General features: G+C 61.2%; 26 protein-coding genes and 1 tRNA gene. 8 read left to right on the forward strand and 19 right to left on the reverse strand.

The genetic code is table 11. From position 1 onward, the window contains the following. Window positions 1-66: 66 nt before the first annotated feature. From gpmI to hisB, 10 genes are all read right to left on the reverse strand, one after another. A complete protein-coding gene (gpmI, locus tag LV475_RS05510) occupies window positions 67-1,602 on the reverse strand; it encodes a 2,3-bisphosphoglycerate-independent phosphoglycerate mutase (RefSeq protein ID WP_156227380.1) in 1,536 nt (511 codons plus the stop codon). Between the two features lie 166 nt (window positions 1,603-1,768). After that, on the reverse strand, window positions 1,769-2,920 hold the full coding sequence (tatC, locus tag LV475_RS05515) for a twin-arginine translocase subunit TatC (protein WP_250105893.1): 1,152 nt from the start codon (window positions 2,918-2,920) through the stop codon (window positions 1,769-1,771). After that, the gene (gene tatB, locus LV475_RS05520) at window positions 2,889-3,449 is read right to left on the reverse strand and encodes a Sec-independent protein translocase protein TatB (protein ID WP_250105894.1); all 561 of its coding nucleotides are present in this window, start codon (window positions 3,447-3,449) and stop codon (window positions 2,889-2,891) included. The genes tatC and tatB overlap by 32 nt, the downstream gene beginning before the upstream one ends. Window positions 3,450-3,475: 26 nt before the next feature. Continuing rightward, complete coding sequence (gene tatA, locus LV475_RS05525) at window positions 3,476-3,766, reverse strand: Sec-independent protein translocase subunit TatA (protein ID WP_156227386.1); 291 nt, start codon at window positions 3,764-3,766, stop codon at window positions 3,476-3,478. Window positions 3,767-3,792: 26 nt separating this feature from the next. Continuing rightward, window positions 3,793-4,128: a phosphoribosyl-ATP diphosphatase gene (locus LV475_RS05530; protein WP_250105895.1), complete on the reverse strand. Its 336-nt coding sequence runs from the start codon at window positions 4,126-4,128 to the stop codon at window positions 3,793-3,795. After that, window positions 4,115-4,555, reverse strand: coding sequence for a phosphoribosyl-AMP cyclohydrolase (gene hisI, locus LV475_RS05535; RefSeq protein WP_136866828.1), 441 nt, complete (start codon window positions 4,553-4,555; stop codon window positions 4,115-4,117). Before hisI ends, LV475_RS05530 begins: the two co-directional genes overlap by 14 nt. Window positions 4,556-4,667: 112 nt before the next feature. Further along, window positions 4,668-5,441 carry an imidazole glycerol phosphate synthase subunit HisF gene (gene hisF, locus LV475_RS05540; protein WP_136866827.1) on the reverse strand — a complete coding sequence of 258 codons (774 nt, stop codon included), beginning with the start codon at window positions 5,439-5,441 and terminating at the stop codon, window positions 4,668-4,670. 3 nt (window positions 5,442-5,444) lie between these two features. Next, on the reverse strand, window positions 5,445-6,200 hold the full coding sequence (hisA, locus tag LV475_RS05545; protein WP_136866826.1) for a 1-(5-phosphoribosyl)-5-[(5-phosphoribosylamino)methylideneamino]imidazole-4-carboxamide isomerase: 756 nt from the start codon (window positions 6,198-6,200) through the stop codon (window positions 5,445-5,447). A 43-nt stretch (window positions 6,201-6,243) separates the two neighbouring features. Further along, window positions 6,244-6,876, reverse strand: coding sequence for an imidazole glycerol phosphate synthase subunit HisH (gene hisH / locus LV475_RS05550; RefSeq protein WP_136866825.1), 633 nt, complete (start codon window positions 6,874-6,876; stop codon window positions 6,244-6,246). Beyond that, window positions 6,876-7,469 (reverse strand): imidazoleglycerol-phosphate dehydratase HisB, encoded by a 594-nt coding sequence (hisB, locus tag LV475_RS05555; protein WP_136866824.1) that lies wholly within the window; start codon window positions 7,467-7,469, stop codon window positions 6,876-6,878. The genes hisH and hisB overlap by 1 nt, the downstream gene beginning before the upstream one ends. A gap of 244 nt (window positions 7,470-7,713) precedes the next feature. On the opposite strand from hisB, the gene LV475_RS05560 reads away from it, so the two are divergent. The 5 genes from LV475_RS05560 to LV475_RS05575 all read left to right on the forward strand — a co-directional run bounded on the left by LV475_RS05560 (window position 7,714) and on the right by LV475_RS05575 (window position 12,408). Next, window positions 7,714-7,789, forward strand: a tRNA-Phe gene (locus LV475_RS05560). A gap of 188 nt (window positions 7,790-7,977) precedes the next feature. Next, complete coding sequence (locus LV475_RS05565) at window positions 7,978-9,186, forward strand: tyrosine-type recombinase/integrase (protein ID WP_250105896.1); 1,209 nt, start codon at window positions 7,978-7,980, stop codon at window positions 9,184-9,186. An 81-nt stretch (window positions 9,187-9,267) separates the two neighbouring features. Further along, a complete protein-coding gene (locus LV475_RS05570) occupies window positions 9,268-10,044 on the forward strand; it encodes a hypothetical protein (RefSeq protein ID WP_250105897.1) in 777 nt (258 codons plus the stop codon). A gap of 104 nt (window positions 10,045-10,148) precedes the next feature. Beyond that, window positions 10,149-10,403: a helix-turn-helix transcriptional regulator gene (locus LV475_RS11180; RefSeq protein WP_430886864.1), complete on the forward strand. Its 255-nt coding sequence runs from the start codon at window positions 10,149-10,151 to the stop codon at window positions 10,401-10,403. Window positions 10,404-10,866: 463 nt separating this feature from the next. Beyond that, entirely contained in the window at window positions 10,867-12,408 is a 1,542-nt protein-coding gene (locus LV475_RS05575; protein WP_250105898.1) for a YfjI family protein, read from the forward strand. 392 nt (window positions 12,409-12,800) lie between these two features. On the opposite strand, the gene LV475_RS05580 is transcribed toward LV475_RS05575, so the two are convergent. Then, window positions 12,801-13,412, reverse strand: a complete 612-nt coding sequence (locus tag LV475_RS05580; RefSeq protein ID WP_250105899.1) for a hypothetical protein — start codon at window positions 13,410-13,412, stop codon at window positions 12,801-12,803. A gap of 582 nt (window positions 13,413-13,994) precedes the next feature. Here LV475_RS05580 and LV475_RS05585 point away from each other — a divergent pair. Beyond that, window positions 13,995-14,141, forward strand: a complete 147-nt coding sequence (locus tag LV475_RS05585; RefSeq protein ID WP_250105900.1) for a hypothetical protein — start codon at window positions 13,995-13,997, stop codon at window positions 14,139-14,141. A gap of 2,541 nt (window positions 14,142-16,682) precedes the next feature. On the opposite strand, the gene LV475_RS11050 is transcribed toward LV475_RS05585, so the two are convergent. The 6 genes from LV475_RS11050 to merT form a co-directional block, all read right to left on the reverse strand. Beyond that, window positions 16,683-16,817 carry a hypothetical protein gene (locus LV475_RS11050; RefSeq protein WP_008957399.1) on the reverse strand — a complete coding sequence of 45 codons (135 nt, stop codon included), beginning with the start codon at window positions 16,815-16,817 and terminating at the stop codon, window positions 16,683-16,685. Between the two features lie 81 nt (window positions 16,818-16,898). Next, entirely contained in the window at window positions 16,899-18,548 is a 1,650-nt protein-coding gene (gene merA, locus LV475_RS05590; RefSeq protein WP_082051506.1) for a mercury(II) reductase, read from the reverse strand. After that, window positions 18,541-18,780, reverse strand: a complete 240-nt coding sequence (merF, locus tag LV475_RS05595) for a mercury resistance system transport protein MerF (protein ID WP_027965777.1) — start codon at window positions 18,778-18,780, stop codon at window positions 18,541-18,543. Before merF (LV475_RS05595) ends, merA begins: the two co-directional genes overlap by 8 nt. 73 nt (window positions 18,781-18,853) lie before the next feature. Next, window positions 18,854-19,111 (reverse strand): mercury resistance system transport protein MerF, encoded by a 258-nt coding sequence (gene merF, locus LV475_RS05600; protein ID WP_033988342.1) that lies wholly within the window; start codon window positions 19,109-19,111, stop codon window positions 18,854-18,856. Between the two features lie 2 nt (window positions 19,112-19,113). After that, a complete protein-coding gene (merP, locus tag LV475_RS05605; RefSeq protein WP_022519794.1) occupies window positions 19,114-19,410 on the reverse strand; it encodes a mercury resistance system periplasmic binding protein MerP in 297 nt (98 codons plus the stop codon). A 13-nt stretch (window positions 19,411-19,423) separates the two neighbouring features. Beyond that, a complete protein-coding gene (merT, locus tag LV475_RS05610) occupies window positions 19,424-19,774 on the reverse strand; it encodes a mercuric ion transporter MerT (RefSeq protein WP_027965778.1) in 351 nt (116 codons plus the stop codon). A gap of 73 nt (window positions 19,775-19,847) precedes the next feature. Between merT and merR the strand changes: the two genes are divergently transcribed. Together merR and LV475_RS05620 are read left to right on the forward strand one after the other, a co-directional pair. Next, window positions 19,848-20,294: a mercury resistance transcriptional regulator MerR gene (gene merR, locus LV475_RS05615; RefSeq protein ID WP_006911920.1), complete on the forward strand. Its 447-nt coding sequence runs from the start codon at window positions 19,848-19,850 to the stop codon at window positions 20,292-20,294. 78 nt (window positions 20,295-20,372) lie between these two features. Then, window positions 20,373-21,674 (forward strand): ISL3 family transposase, encoded by a 1,302-nt coding sequence (locus tag LV475_RS05620; protein WP_250105901.1) that lies wholly within the window; start codon window positions 20,373-20,375, stop codon window positions 21,672-21,674. A 75-nt stretch (window positions 21,675-21,749) separates the two neighbouring features. Here LV475_RS05620 and LV475_RS05625 read toward each other — a convergent pair whose 3' ends face one another. Both LV475_RS05625 and LV475_RS05630 read right to left on the reverse strand, forming a co-directional pair. Next, a complete protein-coding gene (locus LV475_RS05625; RefSeq protein ID WP_250105902.1) occupies window positions 21,750-22,919 on the reverse strand; it encodes a GIY-YIG nuclease family protein in 1,170 nt (389 codons plus the stop codon). Further along, window positions 22,912-24,966 (reverse strand): DEAD/DEAH box helicase, encoded by a 2,055-nt coding sequence (locus LV475_RS05630; RefSeq protein WP_250105903.1) that lies wholly within the window; start codon window positions 24,964-24,966, stop codon window positions 22,912-22,914. The genes LV475_RS05625 and LV475_RS05630 overlap by 8 nt, the downstream gene beginning before the upstream one ends. Between the last annotated feature and the right edge of the window lies 1 nt (window position 24,967).

The raw sequence follows: 24,967 nt of genomic DNA on the forward strand, positions 1-24,967 counted from the left end.
GCTGGGCAAACAAAAGGCCGCCCCATCCACTTTGGAGGGGGCGGCCTTTTTGCTGTTCGCGGGTGGTTAGCTCGACGGCTTGTCGAGCAAAAGCGAGCGCTTCATCTTCTTCGGCAGGGGCAGACCCATCAGTTCGAGCACGGTGGCGGCGATGTTGGCGATGCCGCCGCCGGTGCGCAGGCGCACCGGGGTCTTGTCGATGACGATGCAGGGAACCGGGTAGGTGGTGTGCTGGGTGTGCGGGTCGCCGGTGACCGGGTCGACCATCTCGTCGCAGTTGCCGTGGTCGGCGGTGAGGATGATCGAGTAGCCCTGTTCGCGCGCGGCGTCGACCAGGCGACCCACCTCGTGGTCGACGGTTTCCATCGCCTTAATCACGGCCTCGCGCACGGCGGTGTGGCCCACCATGTCGCCGTTGGCGAAGTTGACCAGCACGAAGCCGTACTGATCGGCGCGCACCGCGTCGATGGCGGCATCCGCCACCTCGCGCGCGCTCATCTCCGGTTGCAGGTCGTAGGTTGCGACCTTGGGCGAGGGCACCATGACGCGGTCCTCGCCGGCGAAGGTCTCTTCCTTGCCGCCGTTGAAGAAGAACGTCACGTGGGCGTACTTCTCGGTCTCGGCGCAGTGGAACTGCTTGATGCCGGCCTGGCTGATCGCCTCGGCCAGCACGTTCTTGGGTCGTTCCGGCGGGAAGCCGATCGGCGAGAGGAAGCGCGGGTCGTACTCGGTCAGGCAGGTGACCACGATCGGCTGGTAGTCGCCGCGGTCGAAGCCGGTGAACTCCGCCTGGCCCAGCGCCTCGGTGAGCTGGCGCGGGCGGTCGTTACGGAAGTTGAAGAAGATCATCGAGTCATCGGCCGACAGCGGCTCAAAGCCGTCCAGCACCGCCGGGCGGACGAACTCGTCGTGTTGTTCGGCCTCGTAGGAGGCGGCCAGCGCCTCGCGGGCGTCTTTGAAGCGCGGACCGTCGCCACGCACGATGGCGTTGAACGCCTCTTCCGTGCGCTCCCACCGCTGGTCGCGGTCCATGGCGTAATAGCGGCCGCTGATCGTGGCGATCGCGCCCTTGGCGTCCTTGAGCTTGGGCTCGATCTGGTCGAGGTACCCCAGCGCGGATTTCGGTGCCGTGTCCCGGCCGTCGGTGATCATGTGGATCAGCGGCCGGGCGCCGACCTTCTTCGCCATCTTGATCAGGGCGAGCAGGTGGCGGACATGGCTGTGTACGCCGCCGTCGGAGACCAGCCCGATCAGGTGGATCGGGCGACCGGCATCCGCGGCCTTCTGCATGGCCTGATTGATGGCGGCGTTCTCGTAGAAGCTGCCGTCCTTGATCGCGTCGTCGATGCGCACCAGGTCCTGGCGGTTGATCGCGCCGCTGCCCAGGGTCAGGTGACCCACCTCGGAGTTGCCCATCTGGCCGTCCGGCAGGCCGCAGGCCCGGCCCGAGGCCTCGATCACGGTATGCGGGTGGTGGGCGAACAGCTCGTCGAGGCGCGGGGTGTCGGCCAGACTGACGGCATTGTGCTTGCGGCTCGGGTTGACGCCGACGCCGTCCATGATCACGAGCAGGACGGGGCGTCGCGGGGCGATATTGGACATGGATGTGCGTTCCTTGTTCGTGTTTCGGTTGGGTTCACCGGAACGAATCGGGTGGCGCGTGCCGGCGTCCGCGCGGCGGGGGCAGCGGGCCATCCGATTCATTCTGGGTTCGGCGGGCGGTGATGCCCGCCCTCCCGTGCGCCGAAGGCGACGGGATCGACCGGGTTCAGCGCCGGTCGTTGCGTTCGTCGTCCGAGGCGGGCGTCGGGCCGGTCGTGTCGTCACCGCGCTTGTCGTCGGCCTCGGACGGGTTCGGGTTGGGGGCCTCGTCCTTGTCGGCTCGATCCTTCTCGGCCTCGTCTTCCTCGGACTCGCGCCGGGCCTCGGCCTCGATCGCCTCCAGCGACTGCTGCTCGCGCTCGATTTCCTCGAAGGCGCGATCGAAGTCGAAGTCCTCGTCCTTCTCGGTCTCGTAGGCTCGCCCCGTTCCGCTGGCTGACGCGCCACCGGTGCCGGCGGGTGAGCCGCCACCCGGGCCCTTGCCCGATCCATCGCCTGCGCCAGCACTCGGGCCGCCGTCCGGCGGCGTGCCGTCGGGCTCGTCGTCCGTCGGCAGTACCGGGCCGCCCTGCTGTCGCAGCAGCAGCCGGCCGATGATGATCCCCAACTCGTAGAGGAACCACACCGGGATCGCCATCATGAACTGCGACAGGATGTCCGGCGGGGTGAAGATCGCGCCGATGATGAACGCCACCAGGATGGCGTAGCGGCGCTTCTCGGCCAGCTGCTGGGGCGTGACGACGCCGATCAGGATCAGGAGCACCACCGCCACCGGCACTTCGAAGACGAAGCCGAAGGCGAAGAACATCGTGATGACGAAGCTCAGGTACTCGTTGATGTCCGGTGCGTAGCTGACCTCGGCCGGGCCGGTGCCCGAGAGGAAGCCGAAGACCACCGGGAACACGGCGAAGTAGGCGAACGCCGCGCCGATGTAGAACAGGATGGTGCTGGAGAAGACCAGCGGGATCACCATCTTGCGTTCGTGCTGGTACAGCCCCGGGGCGATGAAGGCCCACAGCTGGTAGAGCAGGAACGGGATGGAGATGAACAGGGCGGTGAAGCCGGCGAGCTTGAGCGGGATGAAGAAGGTCGAGGCCACCTGCACCGCGATCATGCCCGTGTCTTCCGGCAGGAAACGCGAGAGCGGATCGGAGAGAATCCGGAACAGGTCGTTGCGGAACGGGAACAGGGCCAGGAACAGGACGAAGACCACGCCCACCGACTTGATCAGCCGGTTGCGCAGTTCGACCAGGTGCGAGACGAAACCCGCCAGACCGGAGGGTTCGTCAGTTGTCGCGTCCGCGTTCCGTTGGCTCATCTTGGTCTTTTGCCGTCGATTCCTGGGTCGTGGCCGGCTCGGCCGGGGTGTCGGGCTCGGCCGGCTCGAACGGGCGGCGGAAGCTCTCGCCGGTCTCCGATTCCAAGCGGCTCAGCTCGTCATCGAAGTCGTCTTCCTCGCCCGGGGCGCGGCCGCTTTCATCCAGGGCCGCAAGCCGTCTGGCCGAGTCCTGGCGCGCCTTTTCGCCGGCGGCCGAGTCGCGCATGGTCTGCTCGGCGTCCGAGAGCGCGCCCTTGACGCTGTTCTCGGTGTCCGAGAGGTCGTGGCGGGTCTCCTCGACCATCGCGCGCAGCTTGCTGATCTCGGATTCCTGCGAGTTCAGCAGCTGCTTCATGTCCTGCATGTTGAACTCGCTGTCCATCTCGGCCTTGGCGTTGGCGACGAACTTGCGAACCTTGTAGGTCCACTCGCCGGCCTTTCGCGCCACACCGGGCAGCCGTTCCGGGCCGATGACCAGCAAGGCCACGACCAGAACGAGGAAGACTTCCCAGAAGCTGAAACCGAACACGGATCAATCCTGCGCCAGGGCGGCGATCAGCTGCCCTTGCGCTCGTCGGACTTCTCGGCAGTCTTTTCCTTGCCCGCCTCGATGGTCTCGCTCTCGATCACCCGGTTGGCGTTGGGCTGCTCGCCCTCCTTGTGCTCTAGGTTTTCGGTGCGCTTGGCCTCGTCCTCGTCCTTCTCGGACTCTTCCTTGACGGCCGACTTGAAGCCCTTGATCGCGCTGCCGAGATCGGAGCCGAGGTTTTTCAGGCGCTTGGTGCCGAACAGAAGCAGCACGATGGCGAGAATGATCAGCCAGTGCCAGATGCTAAAAGTACCCATGATCGCGATCTCCTACTTATGTCCTGTCAATCTTGTGCGCGCCGTGCCTTTTCTTCAAGGCCCGACAGTCCGAATCGGCGTTCGAGCTCCGCGAGCACGTCCGCCGGGGTTAGGTTGGCATCGGCCAGCAGCACCAGGCTGTGGAACCACAGGTCGGCCATCTCGTTGATCAGTTCGTCTCGATCGTCGCCCACCGCGGCGAGCGCGACCTCGACCCCTTCCTCGCCCACTTTCTGGGCGATCTTGGCCCGGCCTTTCTTGTACAGGCTGGCGACGTAGGAGCTGCCCGCGTCCGCGCCCTTGCGCTCTTCGAGCAGGGCGGCGAGCTGTTCCAACACCTGATGGTGATCAACCGTTGCCATAGATCGCCCCCGGGGATTTCTTGACCTCGTCGGTCGTCTGCCAGCGGCCGTGCTCGAGCCGGCGGAAGAAGCAGGACTCGCGGCCCGTGTGGCAGGCAATGCCGCCGTGCTGTTCGATCGCCAGCAGCAGCACGTCGCCGTCGCAGTCGAGCCGGATCTCGCGCACCGTCTGGGTGTGGCCGCTCTGCTCGCCCTTGTGCCAGAGTTTCTGGCGCGAGCGCGAAAAGTACACCGCCTCGCCCAGCTCGACCGTCTTTTCGACCGCCTCGCGGTTCATCCAGGCGAACATCAGTACCCGGCCCGTCTCGGCGTCCTGCGCGATGGCCGGCACCAGGCCGTTCTCGTCGAAGACGATCGCCTCGATCCAGTCGCGCGATTCGCGGAATGCCGGGGGTGTGGTCGGCGAACTTGCCTGGGATTCGGTCACTGAACTGCCATCGTTGTCGCGGTGGGCGGGCGGCGCCGGAGTATATCAGGGATGGACGGGGATGGCCTGCACGGTTCCAGGCGGGCCGCCCCCGAGGTGCGCCGCATCGGGGTCAGTCGCGCACCTCGATGCCGGCCTCGGCCATTACGGCCTTGGCCTCGCCGATGCTGTGGGTGCCGAAGTGGAAGATGCTGGCCGCGAGTACCGCGTCGGCGTGGCCGTCGATGATGCCCTCGACCAGGTGATCGAGGTTGCCCACGCCACCGGAGGCGATCACCGGGATCGGCACGGCATCACTGATGGCGCGGGTCAGCTCCAGATCGAAGCCCTGCTGCATGCCATCGCGGTCCATGCTGGTGACCAGCAACTCGCCGGCGCCCAGATCGGCCATGTGCTCGGCCCATTTGACCGCGTCCAGCCCGGTCGGGTTGCGCCCGCCGTGGGTGAAGATCTCCCAGCGCGGCGGCTCGTCCTCGCCGGAGACGCGTCGGGCGTCGATGGCGACCACGATGCATTGCGAGCCGACCGCGTCGCTCATCTCCTTGATGCGCTCGGGATGATGCACGGCCGCGGTGTTGATCGAGACCTTGTCGGCGCCGGCGTGCAAGAGCCGGCGCACGTCGGCCAGCGTGCGGATGCCGCCGCCGACGGTCAGCGGGATAAACACCTCGGCGGCGACCGCCTCGACCACGTGCAGCATGGTCTCGCGCCCCTCGTGGGAGGCAGAGATGTCGAGGAAGGTCAGTTCGTCGGCGCCGGCCTGGTTGTAGCGGCGCGCCGCCTCGACCGGGTCGCCGGCGTCACGCAGGCCCTCGAACTGCACGCCCTTGACCACGCGGCCTTCGGCCACGTCCAGGCAGGGAATGATGCGCTTGGCGAGCCCCATGGCCTACTCGGAGAACGGCGGGATGCCCGCGCGGTCGTCGATGCGCTTCTGCGCCTCCCGGAGGTCGATGGTGCCTTCGTAGAGCGCCCGGCCGATGATCGCCCCGGAGACGCCGTCGTCGGCCGCCTCGATCAGGCGGTCGATGTCGTTCATGTCGGTCACGCCGCCCGAGGCGATCACCGGGACGCGCACCGATTTCGCCAGCTTGCGCGTGGCCTCGATGTTCGCGCCCTGCATCATGCCGTCGCGCGAGATGTCGGTGAACACGATCGCGGCCACGCCGTCCTGCTCGAAGCGCTGGGCCATGTCGTAGACGTCGTGGTGCGAGAGCTTCGACCAGCCGTCGATGGCCACCTTGTCGTCACGCGCGTCCAGGCCGACGATGATGTGGCCCGGGAACGCGAGGCAGACGTCCTCGACGAAGTGCGGTTCTGAGACGGCCTTGGTGCCGATGATCACGAACTCGACGCCCAGCTCGAGGTATTGCTCGATGGTGGCCTCGTCGCGGATGCCGCCGCCGACCTGGATCGGCAGGTCCGGGTAGGCCTCGCAGATGGCCTTGATGACCTCGCGGTTCTTGGGGCTGCCGGCGAAGGCGCCGTCCAGGTCGACCAGGTGCAGGCGGCGGGCGCCGGCCTCCACCCAGCGACCGGCCACGGCGACCGGGTCGTCGGAAAAGACGGTGTCGTCCTCCATGCGGCCCTGGCGCAGGCGCACGCATTTGCCTTCCTTCAGATCGATGGCGGGGATCAGGAGCATGATTCGGGCGTCCTCGATACGCGTCTGTCGTGTTTTGAAGCGGTCAGGACCACGGTCCGGACCAGCGGGTGAAATTGGCCAGGAGCCTGAGGCCGTCGTCGGCGCTCTTCTCCGGGTGCGCCTGGATGGCGAAGACGTAGTCGTCGGCCAGCGCGGCGCAGTAGGTCTGCCCGTAGGTCGCGGTGGCCACCGAGTGCGCCGGGTTCGCCGGCTCGCAGTAATAGCTGTGCACGAAGTAGAAGCGCGCGTCCTGGCGGATTCCGTCGAACAACGGGTGCTCCTGCGCCTGATGCAGCTGGTTCCAGCCCATCTGGGGCACCTTGAGGTGCTCGTCGCCCGGCTCGAAGCGCTTGACCTGGCCCGGGAACCAGCCCAGCAAGTCGACGCCGTCGTTTTCCTCGGAGCGATCCAGCAGCACCTGCATTCCCATGCAGATGCCGAGGAACGGCCGGGTTCGCGCGGCCTCGCGCAGGGCCTCGGGCAGGTGCCGCTCCTCGAGTTTGGCCATGCACTGGGCTGCCGCGCCCTGGCCGGGGAAGACCACCTTCTCGGACTCCAGGATCACCTCGGGGGCGTCGGTCAGCACCACGTGGGCGTCGTCCGGGGCGACGTGCTCGATGGCCTTGACCACCGAGCGCAGGTTGCCCATCCCGTAGTCGACCACCGCAATCTGCATTACAGCGAGCCCTTGGTCGAGGGAACGACGTCGGCCTGGCGCTCGTCGGCGCTCAATGCCATGCGCAATGCCCGACCGAAGGCCTTGAACATGGTCTCGGCCTGGTGGTGCGCGTTGCGCCCGCGGATGTTGTCGACGTGCAGCGTGGCCCCGGCGTGATTGACGAAGCCGCGGAAGAACTCCTCGACCAGCTCGGTCTCGAAGCGGCCGATCAGCGAGCGGGTGAAGTCGCAGTGGAACTCCAGCCCCGGGCGACCGGACAGGTCAATCACCACCCGCGAGAGCGCCTCGTCGAGCGGCACGTAGGCGTGCCCGTAGCGGATGATGCCGCGCTTGTCACCGACGGCCTTGGCCACCGCCTGGCCCAGCACGATGCCGCAGTCCTCGACCGTGTGGTGATCGTCGATCTCGGTGTCGCCGTCGCAGGTCAGGGTGATGTCGATCAGCCCGTGGCGGGCGACCTGGTCGAGCATGTGCTCGAAGAACGGAACGCCGGTCTCGAGCCGGGCCCGGCCCTCGCCGTCGAGGTTGATCTCGATGGCGATGCGGGTCTCGTTGGTCTCGCGGCGAATCTGCGCGGTGCGTGCGGCCATGTCGGTTCGCGTCTCGGGCGGATTGAATGGGTTGGGTCGGGAAAGCTCCCCGAACCCGGAGCATACAATGCCCGCCGCGGCGCGTCAGCCTTTGCTCGGAAAACGTCTCGACTCGCGGCGCCCCGATCTGCGCTGATCCGCCGCCGGCGGGGTTGACCGCGCGTCGATTTTGCCGTTAAATGCGCAGCCTCGTCGCCCGGCGACGGCGCCTGATCTCAGGCCGCCGGCAGCGACAAGCGACCTTGGCCAGATAGCTCAGTTGGTAGAGCAGGGGATTGAAAATCCCCGTGTCGGGGGTTCGATTCCCTCTCTGGCCACCAAATACCCATCCCAGCGGTTCTCCGCTGACCCCGAACCCCGCATTCCTGCGGGGTTTTTTGTATCCTGTTGGTTCCAGTCAGTCCCACCTGATCTCATCAGAAAAGGGGACATTGCAGGGGACAAATTTTGGGGCGTCGATTCTGTCCCCCTTTTTTGCCCCAAATCTCTGCAAGCTAAGGGGTGTGGCATGGGTGCCATCAACAAGCTGACCGTTGCGCAAGTGCGTAACGCCAAGTTCTCGGGGAAGGTCAAGAAGCTGCACGACGGTGGAGGCCTGTTCCTGCGAGTGCGATCTTCCGGATCGGACTGGGTGTTTCGCTTCAGCTTCCATTCGAAAACCGGAGAAATCTCTCTGGGCAAATTTCCGCTCGTTTCACTTCGTGACGCGCGACAGCGCAGAGATGATGCGAGGAAGTTGCTAAGTGACGGGGTTGATCCTCGTGATCACCGCCGTGAGCAACAGCGCCTGGCCAGGCAAAAACAGTCATCGCAATCGACCCTAAGGTGTGTTGGAGAGGGCTGGCTGGCAGCTCAGAATTACGCCGCCAGTTATGGGAGCAAGGTGCAGGGTCGATTGGAGCTTCATATCTACCCTCGGTTGGGTGATCGGCCAATCGGTGAGATCACTCCGCCAGAGCTTTTGGATGTGCTTCGGGTTATTGAGACGGCAGGTACTTCCGAGACCGCTCGGCGAGCTCGGCAGCATGTCTCAAGCATTTATCGATACGCGATCGCCAGCGGGCTTGTGATGCACGATCCCGCAGCGCACTTGTCTGCAGCGATGGCCGCAAAGAAAAAGCCCAAGCACCATCCCGCCATCACCGACCCGCAACGGCTCGGTCAATTGCTTCGCGCAATCGAGGGGTTCCCCGGTCAAAAACAAGTAAGAGCCGCCCTTCAGTTGGCGCCCATGCTCATGGTTCGTCCAGGAGAATTGCGTGGCGCTGAGTGGAGTGAGGTTGATCTTGAAACCGCCACTTGGACGATTCCTGCCGAGAAAATGAAGATGCGGGAAGACCACATTGTGCCGCTGCCGCGACAAGCCGAAGCCATCCTTCGATCCCTGTTGGTAATCACTGGCCATCGCCAGCATGTCTTTCCGGGGGTCAGGAGTCCGACTCGTCCAATCAGCAACAACACCTTGAATGCCGCACTGCGAAGCCTTGGGTTTGGTGGCGATGAAGTGGTGATGCATGGCTTTCGTGCAACCGCTAGAACTCTGCTGGACGAGGTGCTCGGAGAGAGGCCGGATCTGATCGAGCACCAACTGGCTCACTCCGTGAGGGATGCCAACGGGCGCGCGTACAACCGGACCCGGCATTTGTCAGAGCGTCGCAACATGATGCAGCGGTGGGCTGATTATTTAGAGAGCCTTCGGTCGCCAGAAGAGCATTAGCCAACCCTTCTGGCGCTCACTTTCATGTAAGGGCGGTATGCCTAAGCCTGATTTTCGATTTGCAAACACGTGGTGAACGACATGGAGCAAGCGAACAACTCCCCGATGAAGGATAGCTGTGAGGATCTCCGTCTCTATGCGGTGCCTCACGCCGCGGCTCTTTGGTGTGGTGTCCCGCCAGAGAAGGTCGACGAAGTATTGGCGGCCGCGCAGCCTCTTGGTGAACAGACCGCCCGAGCAAAGGCGACTTTGACTCATCCCGCTTATCCTTGCCTTGAGGCGCGAATAAGCGCCATGCATAACGCGATCGACGAGGACGAGCTGGCAGCGACCCGTGAGGATGGGCGTCCGACTCGTGGCTCGGGGGTTGCGGATTCAAGGCGCCATGTCCGCGGGACTGCCTTGCGAGAATGGGCGCGTCAGTTTCGTCGTGAGGAGCGTCCAAGCTTCCTTTTCACTGAGGCAGATCACGAGGAGAGTGACGCCGTCAGGCTCAAGGTGCATCAGGCACTCAAAGCCGAGCGAGACCGGCTTAGACAAGATTTGGCCGACTCAAGGAAAGAGCTTGAGGAACACCAAAAGATGATCTCCTCGCTCGAGGCTGACGCGGAGCATCGCAGAGAAGGTGGCGAATCGGAGTTGGTGAGGCTGCGGCGGGTGCTCGGGGCGCTTTGTCTCGGTGTTGCTGCGAGCAACCCCAAGTGGCGAGCCGGTGAACAGCCGAATATTTCCCAGATGACTTCAGCCGCCCAGAAAGCCGTCGCTGATATAGATGGCTCTCTTCCCCACGGGTACGGCAAATCGACCATGATGAGCGCTTTGAAAGAGGCCATCGCTCTCGTTGAGCGGGACAGGTAGCCGAAATTTCCAATTGGAAATTCAGATTTCCAATTGGAACATCGAGTCCCGCCTGCTTCTTATCGTCTGCCCCGTAGTCATTCGCAACCTACGGAGCAGAGCAGATGTCTCGAGATCCCAAACAGTCCTTAACCCGCCTGGGCAAATCCCACCACGTTGCCCAAGACCGCATCCAGTCGAATGTCATTCTTCGCCCACGTGAAGCTTGGCAGTATCTCGGAATCAGTCGGAGCAGCCTGTATCGCTATGTCGACACCGGCTTGCTGCCCAAGCCAATTCGCCTAGGTCCCCAGACCACCGGATGGCGGCTCTCCACCTTGGAAGCGTTTCTCGATGAGCGCGAGCGAGGGGAGTCATGAGCAGTGCGATGTACCCGTTTGACTTGGTCGCATCTTGTGTTGACGGAGCCAAGGAGGAGAAGCCTGCCCCAGGTCTGTCTCGGGCCATGACCTGCCTGTGCCCCGCGCATGCGGACCGCCGTCCTTCATTGCTTGTCAGCGAGAGAGAAGATGGAAGTGTCTTGATGCACTGCCGTGCGGGCTGCTCCTTCATGGAGATTCGTGACGCGCTAGGTGTTGACCCTATCGATTTGATCCCGGAGCACATACGGTTTTCGCGGAGTAGCCGTTGGCAGAGACCTCAACGAGGTCCTCGGTTTTCTGCATGGCACGCGCTTCGAGCGATGGCGGTCGATGTGATTGTTATAGAGCTCGCTGCGGCCCAGCTTCGTCGTGAGGAACAACTCGATGACGACGATATCAAGGCGTTAGTAGAGGCACATGATCGCATTCAGAGAACGATCCGAGCAGGAGGGTTTCGGGGATGAGTATCAAAGAGAGAGCTGAGGCTGTCGCTTGGAACCCGCTCGACTCTTGGCCGCGAATCAAAACACTAAAGTCTAATCACCCACCCGTTCAGTCGTTTGATTTCGCACTTCTGCCCGATGCTTTCCGGCCATGGGTGGCCGACGCAGCGGAGCGTATTCAGTGTCCGCCGGACTTCATCGCGGTTGCGATCATGGTGGCAGCTTCCAGTGTGATCGGCAGAAAGCGGACGATACAACCAAAGCGCCGTGATGATTGGCGGGTGACCCCCAATCTTTGGGGAGCAATAGTTGGCCGTCCCGGTGTAATGAAATCACCTGGAATCAAAGCCGGACTTGTCTTCGTCCAGCGCCTAGCGACTAAGGCTGGTGAAGAGCATGAGGACGCCAAACGGAAGCATGAGATCGATGTTGAGGTGGCGGCCTTGGTGCGAAATAAAGCCAAGACCGATGCGAAGAAAGCGACAGATAAAGAGGATCATCAGAAAGCTCGCGACTATCTCGAAGATGCGCGGCAAGCGGACAACCTGCAAGCGCCGCCTCTCCGTCGTCCCCTTGTTAATGACACGACCGTTGAGGCGCTGGGTGAGATTCTTATCGACAACCCCCATGGAACTCTGGCCTTTCGTGACGAGTTGGTGGGGCTACTCAAGAGTCTCGACAAGGATGGTCAGGAGGGCGCCCGTGGGTTCTACCTGCAAGCTTTCGATGGAGACCAGGGGTATACCTTCGACCGTATCGGCCGTGGAAAGAATCTACATATACCTGCCGTCTGTCTTTCACTTCTGGGCGGCATTCAGCCTGCCAAGTTACAAGGATATGTAAGGGATGCTGTTGTGGGGGCGGCTGGAGATGACGGTCTGATTCAGCGATTTAGCATGATGGTCTTCCCTGATGTTTCCAAGGGGTGGCGAAATGTGGACCGCTTTCCGGATAGCGCAGCCAAGGCGAGAGCCGGAGAGGTATTTGATCGTCTTGAGGCAATGAATCCCGATCCAGATGAGAGCGGGCAGGTTAAATGTCTTAGATTCGATGAGGAGGCGCTGGAGATTTTCGTCGAGTGGCATACTGAGATGGAGATGCTGCTCCGTTCCGACCAATTGCACCCCGCGATTGAGTCGCACCTGTCCAAATATCGAAAGCTTGTCCCTGCTTTATCTCTCATTTGCGCACTGGTGGATGGTCGAAGCGACGCTGTCTCCTCGGCCGACCTGGAGCGCGCCATCGCTTGGGCCAACTATCTCCGTACTCATGCGGAACGTATCTATGCGGAGGGGAGCAACCAGACAGTTGAGAATGCGAAGACTGTCGCGGGCCACCTTCGCAAGGGCGCCCTTAAGAGCGGCTTTACTGCAAGCGAGGTGCGTCGACGTGGATGGTCAGGCTTGTCGACCCCCCAGGCGGTAGTCGACGCGCTTGAGACTCTTGAGGAGCATGGTTACATCCGCGGCGAGCAGACAATCGAAGGTGGCCCTGGCCGACCAACAATTCGCTACCAGATCAATCCGGAAATAGGGCCGGACGACAGGACAGGTGAATAGCCGCTTTGGCCAAATCGCGCCGCGGGCTAAATTTCTGTGTATCCATCTGATTTGGCAACTGCAGAAACCCCAGAAACCGGGGTTTCTGGGGTTTCTGCAGTGTTTAGTTGGGCTGATTTGCAAACATCGAGGATGAGGGGAGCTCGAGCGGTGCGATTCTTTGTGGAGCAAAAATTCTTGATGAATAGCCATGAGCGATCTCTCGTGGGCAGCTGGCGCTGACCGGTGCAGCTGTGATCTTGGCCTACTTCTTCCTGACGTGGCTGGAGAAGAAAGGCGCTGAGGCGCGTTACAAGATCGGCGTGGCTAGATGAAAATTTCCAGCCGCAAAAAAACCCCGCGAAGCCAAAGACTTCACGGGGCTGGTTCAGTCACGCAAGGGCGACCATCGATCACACGCTCTCGGCTGGAATCGCAGCCTTGCTCGTGTGTTCCATGCGGCGCTTGTAAAGCGCCTTCTCGGCTTTCAGCAATCTCAACTGGAAGCGCTCGTCGGGCTCAACCCGGACGAGTGCCCTCGGTTGCCAGTCATCAGGCTTCCAGGACCAGTAGTGGTACTCCTCAGCCTCGGGGGTGATCATCATGCAATGCTGCATTCGAACCCAGTCTCTGATCGGGACTTTGCCTCGAATCGCCGCCTGATGGTCCGCATCACTCCCTGAGCCGAAGATCGCCACCGTCTCTCCGGTGATGTTGAGCGCCTCAAGTCGTGCACCAAGCCACTCTAGGCCACTTTGATTGGCCTGAACCGTTACCGGCGCGGCAAACTCTTCCACCTGATTCCGGTAGGAATCGAGCCTGTCGCCAACGCGCGATACGCAGTCAGTGTTACCAATCACTACGCTTTTTGCGTCCGGTTGGATGGGAAGGTCAATTCCCAACGCATCTCGGAAATCGGCGTCGTTTTCCAGGGCATCCAGGAGATCCCAGTCGGAAAACACCGATTGATGCCAGAACAGCCACTCGGCCGGGTTGCTTCCAACGTTCACAATGTCATAGGTCATGATTCTTTCCTCATTTCACGGGGTTCAAACGCATCTCGGTCGTCGAGATGCTCCTGTTCACACGACATTGCTGTGTGTTCGTTGGGGTATTGCAGGAAAGAAAAAACCCACCACATGCGGGTAGTCGGTCGACGTCGGGAGGGGGCGGTCTTGTCTCGCCGGTAATCGTGAACGGGCGGTTGCCTTTCTAAACCCGGTCGGGCATGCGGCCTGACACCGATTGGAGTCAGCTTGGAACGACTACGAGTGCGCCTGACGGCTCGGGTTTTGTTGGTCTGTCAGGGGGGGGCAGGAAGGAAAAAACCCACACACGGAACTGGAAGTCGGAGCAAGCAAGACAGGTTGAGTCGCCGGGCTCGCTTCATCTGCGCGATCGCGAACGGAACCCGCACGCAAAAGCCCCCGGGGCTCGTGGCCTGGCACGGATTACGTGAAGCCAGACGGAGGCCCGGGGGCGGATGATTGAGCTAGGCTACGAGTTGTCGTGGTGACGTTCAAGCGGCCTGTTCTCTAAGCCCGCGAACCTGACGTTTAGTGCTGGCAGGCTGGCCTGAACGAGCCGATCTGGCCGAGGGAGAAACAATGAGCAATCTTTCGTTGGCAATCATCGTGACCGGGTCTGCGGTCATTCTGGCGTACTTCGCGCTGATGCGTCTCGGTACAGGAATCGCGAACGGTTTGAACGGAACAGCCAAAGGTAGTCTCGCGTCGCTGGGCGAGGCGCTGTGACTGTTGAGTCGCAACATGCCATGTGACAGTCACTGTCACCTTGATGGTGACTGTCACAGTGACAGTGACAGTGATTGTGGCTGTTACAGCCTTGGCGCCAAGGCCTTCATGACTGCTCTGCGCGAACCTTGAAGGTGCCCAGCCACGGGAGGTTTTCGGGGGGTGTGGCGGGCCACGGTTGGCCATTGCTGTGTTTCGACCACACGCGCCTGGCGCGGCGAAGCATCTTCGCAACTTGTGTCCGCACGCCGGAATGCATTGGCCGGCGCAGGAGTGACTGCTCGAGGTATGCCCTCATCCGTGACGGGTCCCGGCTACTCCCGGCCGCCTGAGCGAGCGAGGTCACGTAGTTCGCTTCCTGTTTCTCGATCTGGGGCGCAAGGCACCAGGTCCAGCGGCTGCCCCCTCCATGCTTGCGAGGGCGAGTCAGGTGCATCAACACGTAGTCCCCCCAGATGATCCGGTCTTTGTGCGCGTCCTGGAGTGTCTCTTGCTCCTTGACGGCGCCCTTGCCGGTTCTGGTTACCAAAAGAACCCATCGAATCTTTGTCTGTCCGGCCGCGTCTGGTGGTAGCTGAGCGCCGATTAGGCGTGACGAGCACCGGCCTTTCCGCTTTCGATGTTGCCGAGCTGCGGCTGAGATATCGATTTCGTACCGAGCGGAGAACTTCTCGACGAGGTGCCCCCACTTCTCGATAGGGACCTCGCCCGATACGTAGAGCGGGTTGGTGTGAACGGCCTTGGAGATGGCGCGCTGCGCTTCGACCTGAGATGGATAAAGGGCTTTCATGCTCATGGGCAAAGTATAGCGCAGGAATCACGTAAGTGATTGATGCAAAAACGTGATGATCTTCGATCATCATCCTGTAAATAATGTTCCTATGAGCGGTTCCGAAGCCAGCCTTGTGGTGGGTTTTTTCTTTCCCGCAATACTGTCGTGAAGGCCATCCCATGGCCAGGCGATCCGGCTCGGTACTCGGGGCGGATCGCATGACGATTTGGTGGGCACGGCTGCGTGATTGGCGGTCTCACCCATGTCGCCCCTCGGGGCGATATCGGGAGGCCGCCAACCTCACGCCATGCCAAACAACACACCATGGGCTGAATAGCCCCAGGGGATCGCCAATCCCCAGGCCGAGGACTGCCAACCTCGGCCAGCGTCACTTCGCGCCCGTTACGGGTAATTCCGTTCGGCGGGTGCAAGGGAGGCTCCGGCGAGTAATCCCGCTCCCACGTGGAGCGGAGTAATCCGCCGGTTCTATCCCATCCCACGGTCCGTCTCGGATCGAGTTGGGATGCTGGGTGACTCGGAAACGGACACGGGGAGGAAATGCCCCGTGATCCTGTCCCGGCAAAATCAGGTAACCAGTCCTGACCTGGGGGTGCGGGAAACCGCGCAACCAGTGCCACACACGTGGGCCGTCCACGCTGTCTGTGAGGACAGCGCCGGAATCACGCATCAAGTGCTGCGGGGATTCCGGTGTACCTGCCGGTGAGCCATGAGGGCAAAGCCGATGGGGCAGGCGGGAGCGTAAGCGTGTAACGGCACCGTTCGGGTGCTGTGTGGAGCTGTCAGAGCCGACTAGGGTAGCGACCTGCGATGTTTGCAAAGTCACACGGGCGTAAGCGAGCCGTTGTGGAGCATTGGGCCGCCGAAAACCGCAAGGATGTGCGGCGATGGTAACCGTGTGATGACGAGCAACTAGGCGCTGACAGAGTGATGCCGACGACTAACGAGGGAAAGGGCCGAGAGGGTCGGACGGGTGGCACCGTTCGGCACGGGAGTGACGATCCCGATAAGACCTCGACGCCTGGAGAGCGATCCGCCAGTAGGCAAAACCTCGATCTCGAAAGGATCGAGAGAGCCGGGCAATCCGCAACGGATTGGCCCGGCACTGTCAGGTGGCACTGACAGGCCGAAAGCGGGCGGTGACGTGAAGGTGTGTCTCCGGGATTGGCATCCCGTTGGCATGTAGGCGTGCGCAGACAGGTGGAACTGTCTGCACATACAGTGTATCCGGCTTGGCCGCCGGATTAACCAATCAATTTAGGAGGTTGAGATGACCAGAAGTAGGGCAGTCTTCGCGCCACGCAGTGGCTCGGCGGCTTGTTTCTTGAGACCGGCTCCAGGAGCCGAACGATGAACCATGGCGGTTTGTTCCGCCATAAACCAAACCCACCTTGCCTTTGGCCTGGTGGGTTTTTCTGTTTGTGCTGGGATCGTTCTTATGAGGCGGTTTGACTGGGCTAGACTCGTTTTGTGGCGTTTAGAGAGGAACAGCGATGAGCGATCTTTCGTGGGCGATTGTGTGGACGGCGCTGGTTGCGATTTCGATCATTCTGCTCATGCGATACGTCATCGGCCCATGGGCTGACCGGGTTTATGAGCGAAGAAATCGGCAAAGCAATCGCACGGATGAGTGAGGCGGCTGGGCTTGATTCGGGGGGTATCCGGATTATCTGGTTGGTATGCGAGAGAGAAAGGTGGCCGACAAACTCAACCCACAACGGATTAGCTGGTTGATGGCTCGCTCAGTACGCTCACTTGCTAGAGAGCAGATACTTCACCAAACAGGCGATGCCCAGGACCAGCAGCAATAGTAGGGCAATTCCGATCACTGGCATTATCCAGCCCATCGCCCCCATCATCCCGCAATCGGGTAGTGTCGTGTTCATCGTGACAGAGCTCCCTGTGGTGTCCATGCCCAAAACCCGTGGTGCCGCCGCCCAGTGGCACCACGGTCGCGCTCATATCGTTCACCCGGCACAGCAGGACAACTGCGTCACATCCTTGGTGAAAGTCTGGGCACAGAGCTTGAGCCCTTCCACCATGGTCAGGTAGGGAAATAGCTCATTGGCGATGTCGTGTACGGTCATGCGTGCGCGTAGCGCCATCACCGCCGTCTGGATCAGCTCACCGGCTTCCCCCGCCACCGCCTGCACCCCCAGCAACCGGCCCGAGTCGCGTTCGGCCACCAGCTTGATGAAACCACCGGTGTCGAAATTCACCAGCGCACGCGGCACGTTTTCCAGGTCCAGCTCGCGGGTATCGACGCTGAAGCCTTGCTCGATGGCCTCGGCTTCCGTCAGGCCGACGGTGGCCACCTGGGGGTCGGTGAAGATCACCGCCGGCATGGCGCTCAGGTCCAGGGTGGCTTCGCCCCCGGTCATGTTGACGGCAGCCCGGCTGCCCCCGGCGGCGGCGACATAGACGAACTCCGGCTGATCGGTGCAGTCACCGGCGGCATAGAGCCCCGGCACCGTGGTGTGCAGATGCTCATCGACCAGAATCGCCCCACGTGCGGTTTCCACGCCGAGGCTCGCCAGGTTCAGGGCCTCGGTATTGGGTGTCCGTCCGGTGGCCACCAGCAGTTGATCCGCCCGCAAGGTGCCGGCGTTGGTGTCGACAATGAATTCATTGTCGGTGTAGTCCACGCGGCTCGCCTGGGTCTGCTTGAGGACCTCGATGCTCTCGCGGCGAAACGCCGCCTCCACCGCATCCCCTACCGCCGGGTCTTCCTGGGAGAGCAGGCGGCTGCGGGCCAGCACCGTGACCCGGCTGCCCAGCCGGGCGAAGGCCTGGGCCAGTTCCAGGGCCACCACCGAGGCGCCGATCACAATCAGCCGCTCGGGAAGGGTGTCCAGGGCCAGCGCACTGGTAGAGGTCAGGTAGGGGGTGTCGGCAAGACCCGGGATCGGCGGTACTGCCGGTCGGGCGCCAGTACCGATTAAGGCGCGGTCGAAGTGGACGACCTGCTCGCCGCCCTCGTTCAGCTTGACCATCAGGCTATGGGCATCGATAAACCGGGCCTCGCCGTGCAGGACCGTGATGGCCGGGTGGTCGCGCAGAATCCCCTCGTACTTGGCGTCACGCAGTTCCTCGACACGTCGCTGCTGCTGCTCGAGCAGCTTGGCCCGATCCACCACCGGCGCCTGGGCGCTCAGGCCTGCATCGAAGGGACTTTCCGTACGCAAGTGGGCAATATGGGCCGCGCGAATCATGATCTTCGAAGGCACACAGCCTGTATTGACACAGGTACCGCCGACGGTGCCGCGTTCGATCAGGGTGATCCGGGCGCCGCGCTCGGCGGCTTTCAGGGCCGCCGCCATGGCGGCGCCGCCGCTGCCGATCACCGCGATGTGCGGGGCGTCTTCATCACGGCCCTTGGACACCGATGCGCCTGCCGGGGAAGTGGGCCCACTGTTGGCCAGTCGAGCTTGGTAGCCAAGTCGGGTCACGGCAAACGTCAACGCCGAGGCCGGTGTCTCCGGATCAACGGCTACCGATGCCGTCCCCTGAGGATAGGATACCTCCACCGACTGCACGCCGGGCAGCTTCTCCAGGGCTTCCCTGACATGATCCGCACAGCGGTCACAGGTCATGCCACTCACGTTGAGTTCAATCATCACGTTTCTCCGAGTCTTCATTAGTAAAGCCGGCATCCTGCTTCCGCTTGTGGTATCGCGCGTAGAGAGGTAAGCCGATGGCCAGGGCGGCAAACAGCAGGTAATCGAGATAGCCTGCCAACGCGGCCAGGCCCGCCGTACCGAATAGCACCAGGGCGATTGGCGCGGCGCAACACAGCACCATCAACCCGGTGCCAAGCACGACGCTTAAAAATTTCTGCGAATCTTTCACGCTTATTCCTTCACCGTGGCGGGCAAGCTCGTAAACAACTCACCCGATGACCGCGATGTGCAGCTGCTTGATGTCACTCAGGGGGCGTATTCCTTGATTTGATAGAGCCGTTGTCACAACAGGCGTCGAACTGCTTCTTACGCCAAATCGCATAAATGGTCAGGCCGATGAAGAAGGCCAGGGCCGGCAATAACACAACGTCGAGATAGCCCGTCAGCCCCGCCAGGCCCACCGTGCCAAGCAGGATCACCAGGATCGGCGTAAAGCAGCACAATGCCACCAGGACGGTGCCGATCACGCTCACGCGCAGCAGGGGCTTGGGATTCTTCATGATCACTCTCGATCCGCTTGCGAGGATGTCGGGGTTGATGGATACCCAGCGTTGATGGTGGCCTCGGTCAATGCCTCCACCGACGTTCGGGCGTCGTCAAAGGTGACCACGGCCTCCAGATCCGCGTAGCTCACGTCGACTTGCGAGACGCCGTCCACCTTGTTGAGGGCGGCCTTGACGGTGATCGGGCAGGCGGCACAGGTCATGCCCGGCACCGACAGCGTCACGGTCTGCAGGGCCGCTAAGGCGGGCGTGCTGAGCAGGGCGAGTAGCGCGATGAAGGCGAAACGAGCTTTCATGGTAGATCTCCTTTTAATAGAACAGGGGCAAGATGTAGGGGAATACCAGGGCGATTAGCACCAGCAGCGATACGAGCCAGAAGATCGCCTTGTAGCCCGTCCTGACCCGTGGCACGGCACACACCTCTCCCGGCTGGCACTTTTCCACTGGCCGAAAGACGCGACGCCAGGCGAAGAACATCGCCACCAGCGCGACGCCGATAAAGAGCGGGCGATAGGGCTCCAACGCCGCCAGATTGCTGATCCAGGCGCCGGAAACGCCCAGCGTGATCAGCACCAGCGGGCCGAGGCAACACGCCGAGGCCAGGAGGGCCGCGACTCCTCCGGCGGCCAGGGGCCCTCGCCCCGTTTTAGATGTCCGCATTGACGATTCTCCTTTCGGGATGGGGGGAGCTACGATAAGGTTACTTCCGTAGCTTGGTACGGAGTCAAGCATCATGAAGAGACATGCAGATAAAGTGGCGGACACCATGACCATTGGCGGCCTGGCCAAGGCGGCCGGCGTCAATGTCGAGACAATCCGCTATTACCAGCGACGAGGGCTATTATCGGAGCCCGAACGCCCTCCCGGAGGTATTCGACGCTATAGTGCCGCCGATATCGACAGGTTGACGTTCGTGAAAACGGCGCAGCAGCTGGGCTTTAGTCTGGATGAGATCAGTGACCTACTTCGGCTGGAAGATGGCGCCCACTGTCAAGAAGCCAGTGCTCTCGCAGAGCACAAGTTAGGGGACGTTCGCGAGAAGATCGACAGGCTTGAAAGAATTGAGAAGGTGCTGAGCGAAATGGTCGACAGATGCCATGCACAACAAGGCAATATCACTTGCCCGCTAATTGCGTCATTGCATGAAGGGCTCAGAGAAGCAGAAGACCCAAGGGAGTAACTCACCTTCAGTTCGTTGAAAACAACGCGGTCAAAGAGTCGCGATCATCTATGGACCATGTCGACAAGGAAAGTTTGCATGGCTAGCTTGCCTGACAACATCCTTCACCTTCCCGAGTACCACGTCCTAGGCACCAAGATGGAAGAGCATGATCTCCACTACCAGGTCGAAGCTCCTGAGCCTCTAGCTTGCGAGGAATGCGGCGTTGAGAGTGAGTTTGTCAGGTTCGGCAAGCGCGATGTGGCCTATCGCGACCTACCCATCCACGGAAAGCGGGTCACCCTCTGGGTGGTCCGTCGCCGCTACACCTGCCGGGCGTGTGGAAGGACGTTCCGGCCAGCTCTTCCGGAAATGGTAGACGATCACCGCATGACGCGGAGGCTTTACAACCACGTCGAGAAGGAAGCCTTCAATCACCCCTACGCCTACGTGGCTGATACCACGGGCCTCGACGAGAAGACTGTCCGCGAGATATTCAAGAAGAAGGCTGAGTTCCTGGCAGCCTGGCATCGTTTCGAGACACCCCGCTGCCTGGGGATCGACGAGCTGTACCTGAACCGCCGCTACCGCTGCATCCTGACCAACCTGGAGGAGCGTACCCTACTGGACCTGCTGCCCGGTCGCCAGCAGGACGCGGTGACGAGGCGCCTCATGAGCATGACCGAGCGCCACCAGGTCGAGATCGTCAGCATGGATATGTGGAAACCCTACCGCCGTGCTGTCCAGGCGGTACTGCCGCAGGCTCGCATTGTGGTCGATAAGTTCCATGTGGTGCGGATGGCCAACGAAGCCCTGGAGAAGGTGCGTAAGGGACTCAGGAAGGATCTGAAGCCAAACCAGCGGCGGACCCTCAAGGGCGATAGGAAGATCCTGCTGAAGCGTGCCCACGACGTTTCAGATCGCGAGCGGCTTATCATGGAGACATGGACAGGGGCCTTCCCTCAGCTCCTGGCGGCCTACGAGCACAAGGAGCGGTTCTACCACATCTGGGACAGCACCACCCGGCGTGATGCCGAAAAGGCGCTGGCCCGCTGGATTGACGACATTCCACAGGGGCAGAAAGAGGTGTGGAAGGATCTCGTCAGCGCCGTCAGCGGATGGCGCGAGGAGGTGCTGGCCTACTTCGAAACCGACACCCCAATCACCAACGCCTTCACGGAGTCGATCAATCGGCTGGCCAAGGACAAGAACCGCGATGGCCGGGGCTACTCATTCGAGGTGATGCGGGCCCGGATGCTCTACACCACCAAGCACAAGAAGAAGGTGCCGCAGATCAAGGAATCCCCCTTCCTGGGCAAGGCCACCATGACCTACAGCATGGGTCTTCCCGAGCCTGAGAAAAACTACGGCGTCGATCTATCAACCTTCTGGGAGAGTTAAGGGTTCGAAGGAGCAAGGGGGCTCCATCTACCACTTAATCCGGATACCCGATTCGGGCCGAGCCACCCTCATTCTCTAGCTTTTTAGCTGTGCTGTGGCAGGGTCATAAAGGACTTCCGTAATAGATCCGTCCTGAATCCGCTTGACTGCCTCATCAATCACATGCAATGGCACCAAAAACCATTCTCTGGGTTTCACCGGGTGTCCGAACCGGTCTTGAATTGTCAGGTCGAGTTGAGCTGGCGCAAAGATGCGATGGAACAGGGCTTCCAGTTTGCGTCGGTTAATGCCGGCGAGCTTGTAGGTGGCAACGACTTCGACGTCGGCCAGAAGGTAGGTGGCGTCATGAGGCGCATTGGCGAGACGGGTTTCCACCTTGCCGCCGGTCACCCCAATCTTGTGGACGAGCTCCCGGTGCTCGGCGACAAATGGGTGCTCCGATAGGCTGCGCAGGACGTAGATCGTTCCACTTTCAACGTCTTCTTCTTCCCAAGATTCACTGAAGAGGGGGCCGCTGTCGGCGTCCGTGATTCGGCGACCGGCTTCGTCCTTGTATAAGGCTCGTTGAAGTGAGCGAAGCAATAGGTTGCTTTCGGTTCCATTGGAAAAGACAACCCGCAGTCGTGCGTCGGGGTGCCCTTGCGGGGTCGCAAATTCGTCACCCTTCTCTGCGACAAACACTGTCTGACCGCTTAGGATGAAAAACTCACCTTGGTTGATGCCAGCATCTTGGCCGAAGCGCACTGTTTTTCGCAGCCCGGACTTGAGATCCGTTTCTACTTGATCAAATAGCGGTTTGAACAGATCAAAGTCTTCACACGCTTCCCGGTTGGCGACTTCTTCTGCGGCACGGACTTCGGCACGAGACCGGACATGACGAAGCTCAGTCAGATCGGATGCTCCGGCAGCGCCTGCTAGTTCAGCGAGCAAGGTTTCGTCGTCAATCGACTCATCGGGGTCGGTTTGGATAGCAGCTTTCTCGTCGAGAAGCCCCTGATGGTCCATCGGGCCAACGAGGGTCCGACATTCCTCGAGAGATCTGATGCGGTCGAGTCGTACTGCGTAAAGTCGCTCGAAAATGTCTTTGTCTTCGCCATGCTCTGGCGGATGACCATGCTCCTCGACAAAGCGTTGAATTTCCTCGAAACCCGCCATTATCCGCTCCTCACGAGCGGAGTGGCTCTTGTTCTTCTTGGGCTGCGCGAACTCATCTAGCTCTGTGCGCAAATCGTCCAGATCAGTCATAACGCCCCTCATCTTTGAACCTGACGAATGCAGCTGCGCCTTCGGCCATGCGTTTCTCCCACGCATCTGTCGCACTGATTGACGGCAAGCGTCCACGCTCTTTTTTGAACTTAAGCGCTCTGAGTGCGAGGTCTTTGGCCTCGTCCGGCGTCAAAGTGGTTCGTTTTCCAGATATTGCTGCAGCAACCTGCTTCAGGCTGTCCTCGCTCATCGTTTTGGCAAGGATGGCGTAGGCCTCGCTGAAGGGATTGATGCGGTCGATTAGGTCGATATCGAGATCCCGAACATCCATTGCAAACTTGCGAACGCCGGCGATCAGCGAGGTGTTGGGCTTAGGCTCGTCACCGCTTTCGCTCTCGCCCTCATCTTCCAGCAATTGTTTGGCTCGCTGAGTAATGTTCAGTGCAGCGATGGCATGCTGTCTGACGGCCTCCTGATCCTCATCGCCAAGGTCGGGGTAGCGGTCCTTAATGATCTTGCCCAGGCGAGCTTGGGTGAGCTCCTCGGGCACCAGTTCCTCGTCGAACAACCCCCGCTCGACGGTGGTTTTGTCTTGCACGAAGCTTGCAATCACCTCATTGAGGTCTTCACGGCAAATTCGGCTCGCTTCATCGCTTTTGGGCTCCGCAAGCCCCTTCACCTCGATCTGGAACTGTCCGGTTTCCTCATTAACGCCGACGTTGCATTTCTCCGGGTCGTAGCCGTCTTCCCCGTAGTCGAAGCCCTCTTGAGGACCGCTGGTGGGGTTTTTGGCCTTGAACTCGAAGCGAGGTGCTAGCACCTGCTCCATCAAAAGACTGGCTGCAATCGCTTTAAGCGTGTCATTAACCGCCTCAGTCACCGCTTGTTCGGCGGCGTCCGGTTCGGCGATCAGGTTGGTAAATCGCGCTTTGCTCTTGCCCGGTGCGTCACGTGTCGCGCGGCCGATGATTTGCACGATCTCCGTCAGGCTGGAGCGATAGCCAACGGTCAGGGCATGCTCACACCAGACCCAGTCGAATCCTTCTTTGGCCATGCCGAGGGCGATAATGATGTCGACATAGTCCCGGTCGGTTTTCATCAAGGGCGAGCGGAGGCTTTCCTGGAGGCGGCTCTGGTGCTCTGGGTCAACCAGGTCTGCGATTCTCAATACGCGGCCATTTGGCGTCCTCACCAATTGGAACCCCGTCTTTGGATCGGTGCCTTGCCATTTCCCCAGCTCTTCGAGGATGTGCTCGACCTCCCGGATCTTATCTTTCGTGCTCTCCCGGGAATTCACGTTCGGGATATGAACGATGGTCTTCTCGGCAGGGTCGAGCACCTCGAGTATGTCGTCGGCGTAGGAGCCAGAGTAAAAGTAGTAACCGATGTCGAGCTGCTTTAAGTACTGATATCCGTTGAGCTGTTCGTAATAGGTGTAGGTGACCGTATCGAAGCGCTCCTCGTCCTGAGGGTGCAGCACGGCTTCGGCGTCACCCCGGAAATAGGACCCTGTCATTGCGACAATGTGAACCTGGTCACGAGCAATAAACTCACCCAAATGGGCGCCCAGTTTATTGTCGGGGTTCGCCGAGACGTGGTGGAATTCGTCCACAGCAATCAGTCGGTTGTCGAAGGCGCCAACACCAAACTGATCGACCGCAAAGCGGAAAGTGGCGTGGGTGCAGACCAGCACCTGGTCGTCACTGGCAAGGAATGCCCCCAATGACTTCACCTTGCCGCCATTGTCCGATCCTGGGGCGTTGCACAGGTTCCATTTTGGCTCCACGTGCCAGTCGGCCCAGAAGCCATGGTCGCTGAGCGGCTCGTCATTGAAGCTGGACCCGATGGATTTCTCCGGCACCACGATAATCGCCTGCTTGAGGCCTTGGTTGTGGAGCTTATCCAGCGCTATGAACATTAGAGCCCGGCTCTTGCCCGATGCCGGCGGGGACTTGATCAGCAGGTACTGCTCGCCACGTCGCTCATAGGCGCGCTCCTGCATGGGGCGCATGCCCAGCGCGTTGGACTCGGTAGAGCTGCCATTGCTTGCATAGTTGACGGAAACTGACGGGACGGTCTTTGTCATA

The sequence above is a fragment of the Guyparkeria hydrothermalis genome, from assembly GCF_023555375.1.
GTDB lineage: Bacteria > Pseudomonadota > Gammaproteobacteria > Halothiobacillales > Halothiobacillaceae > Guyparkeria > Guyparkeria hydrothermalis.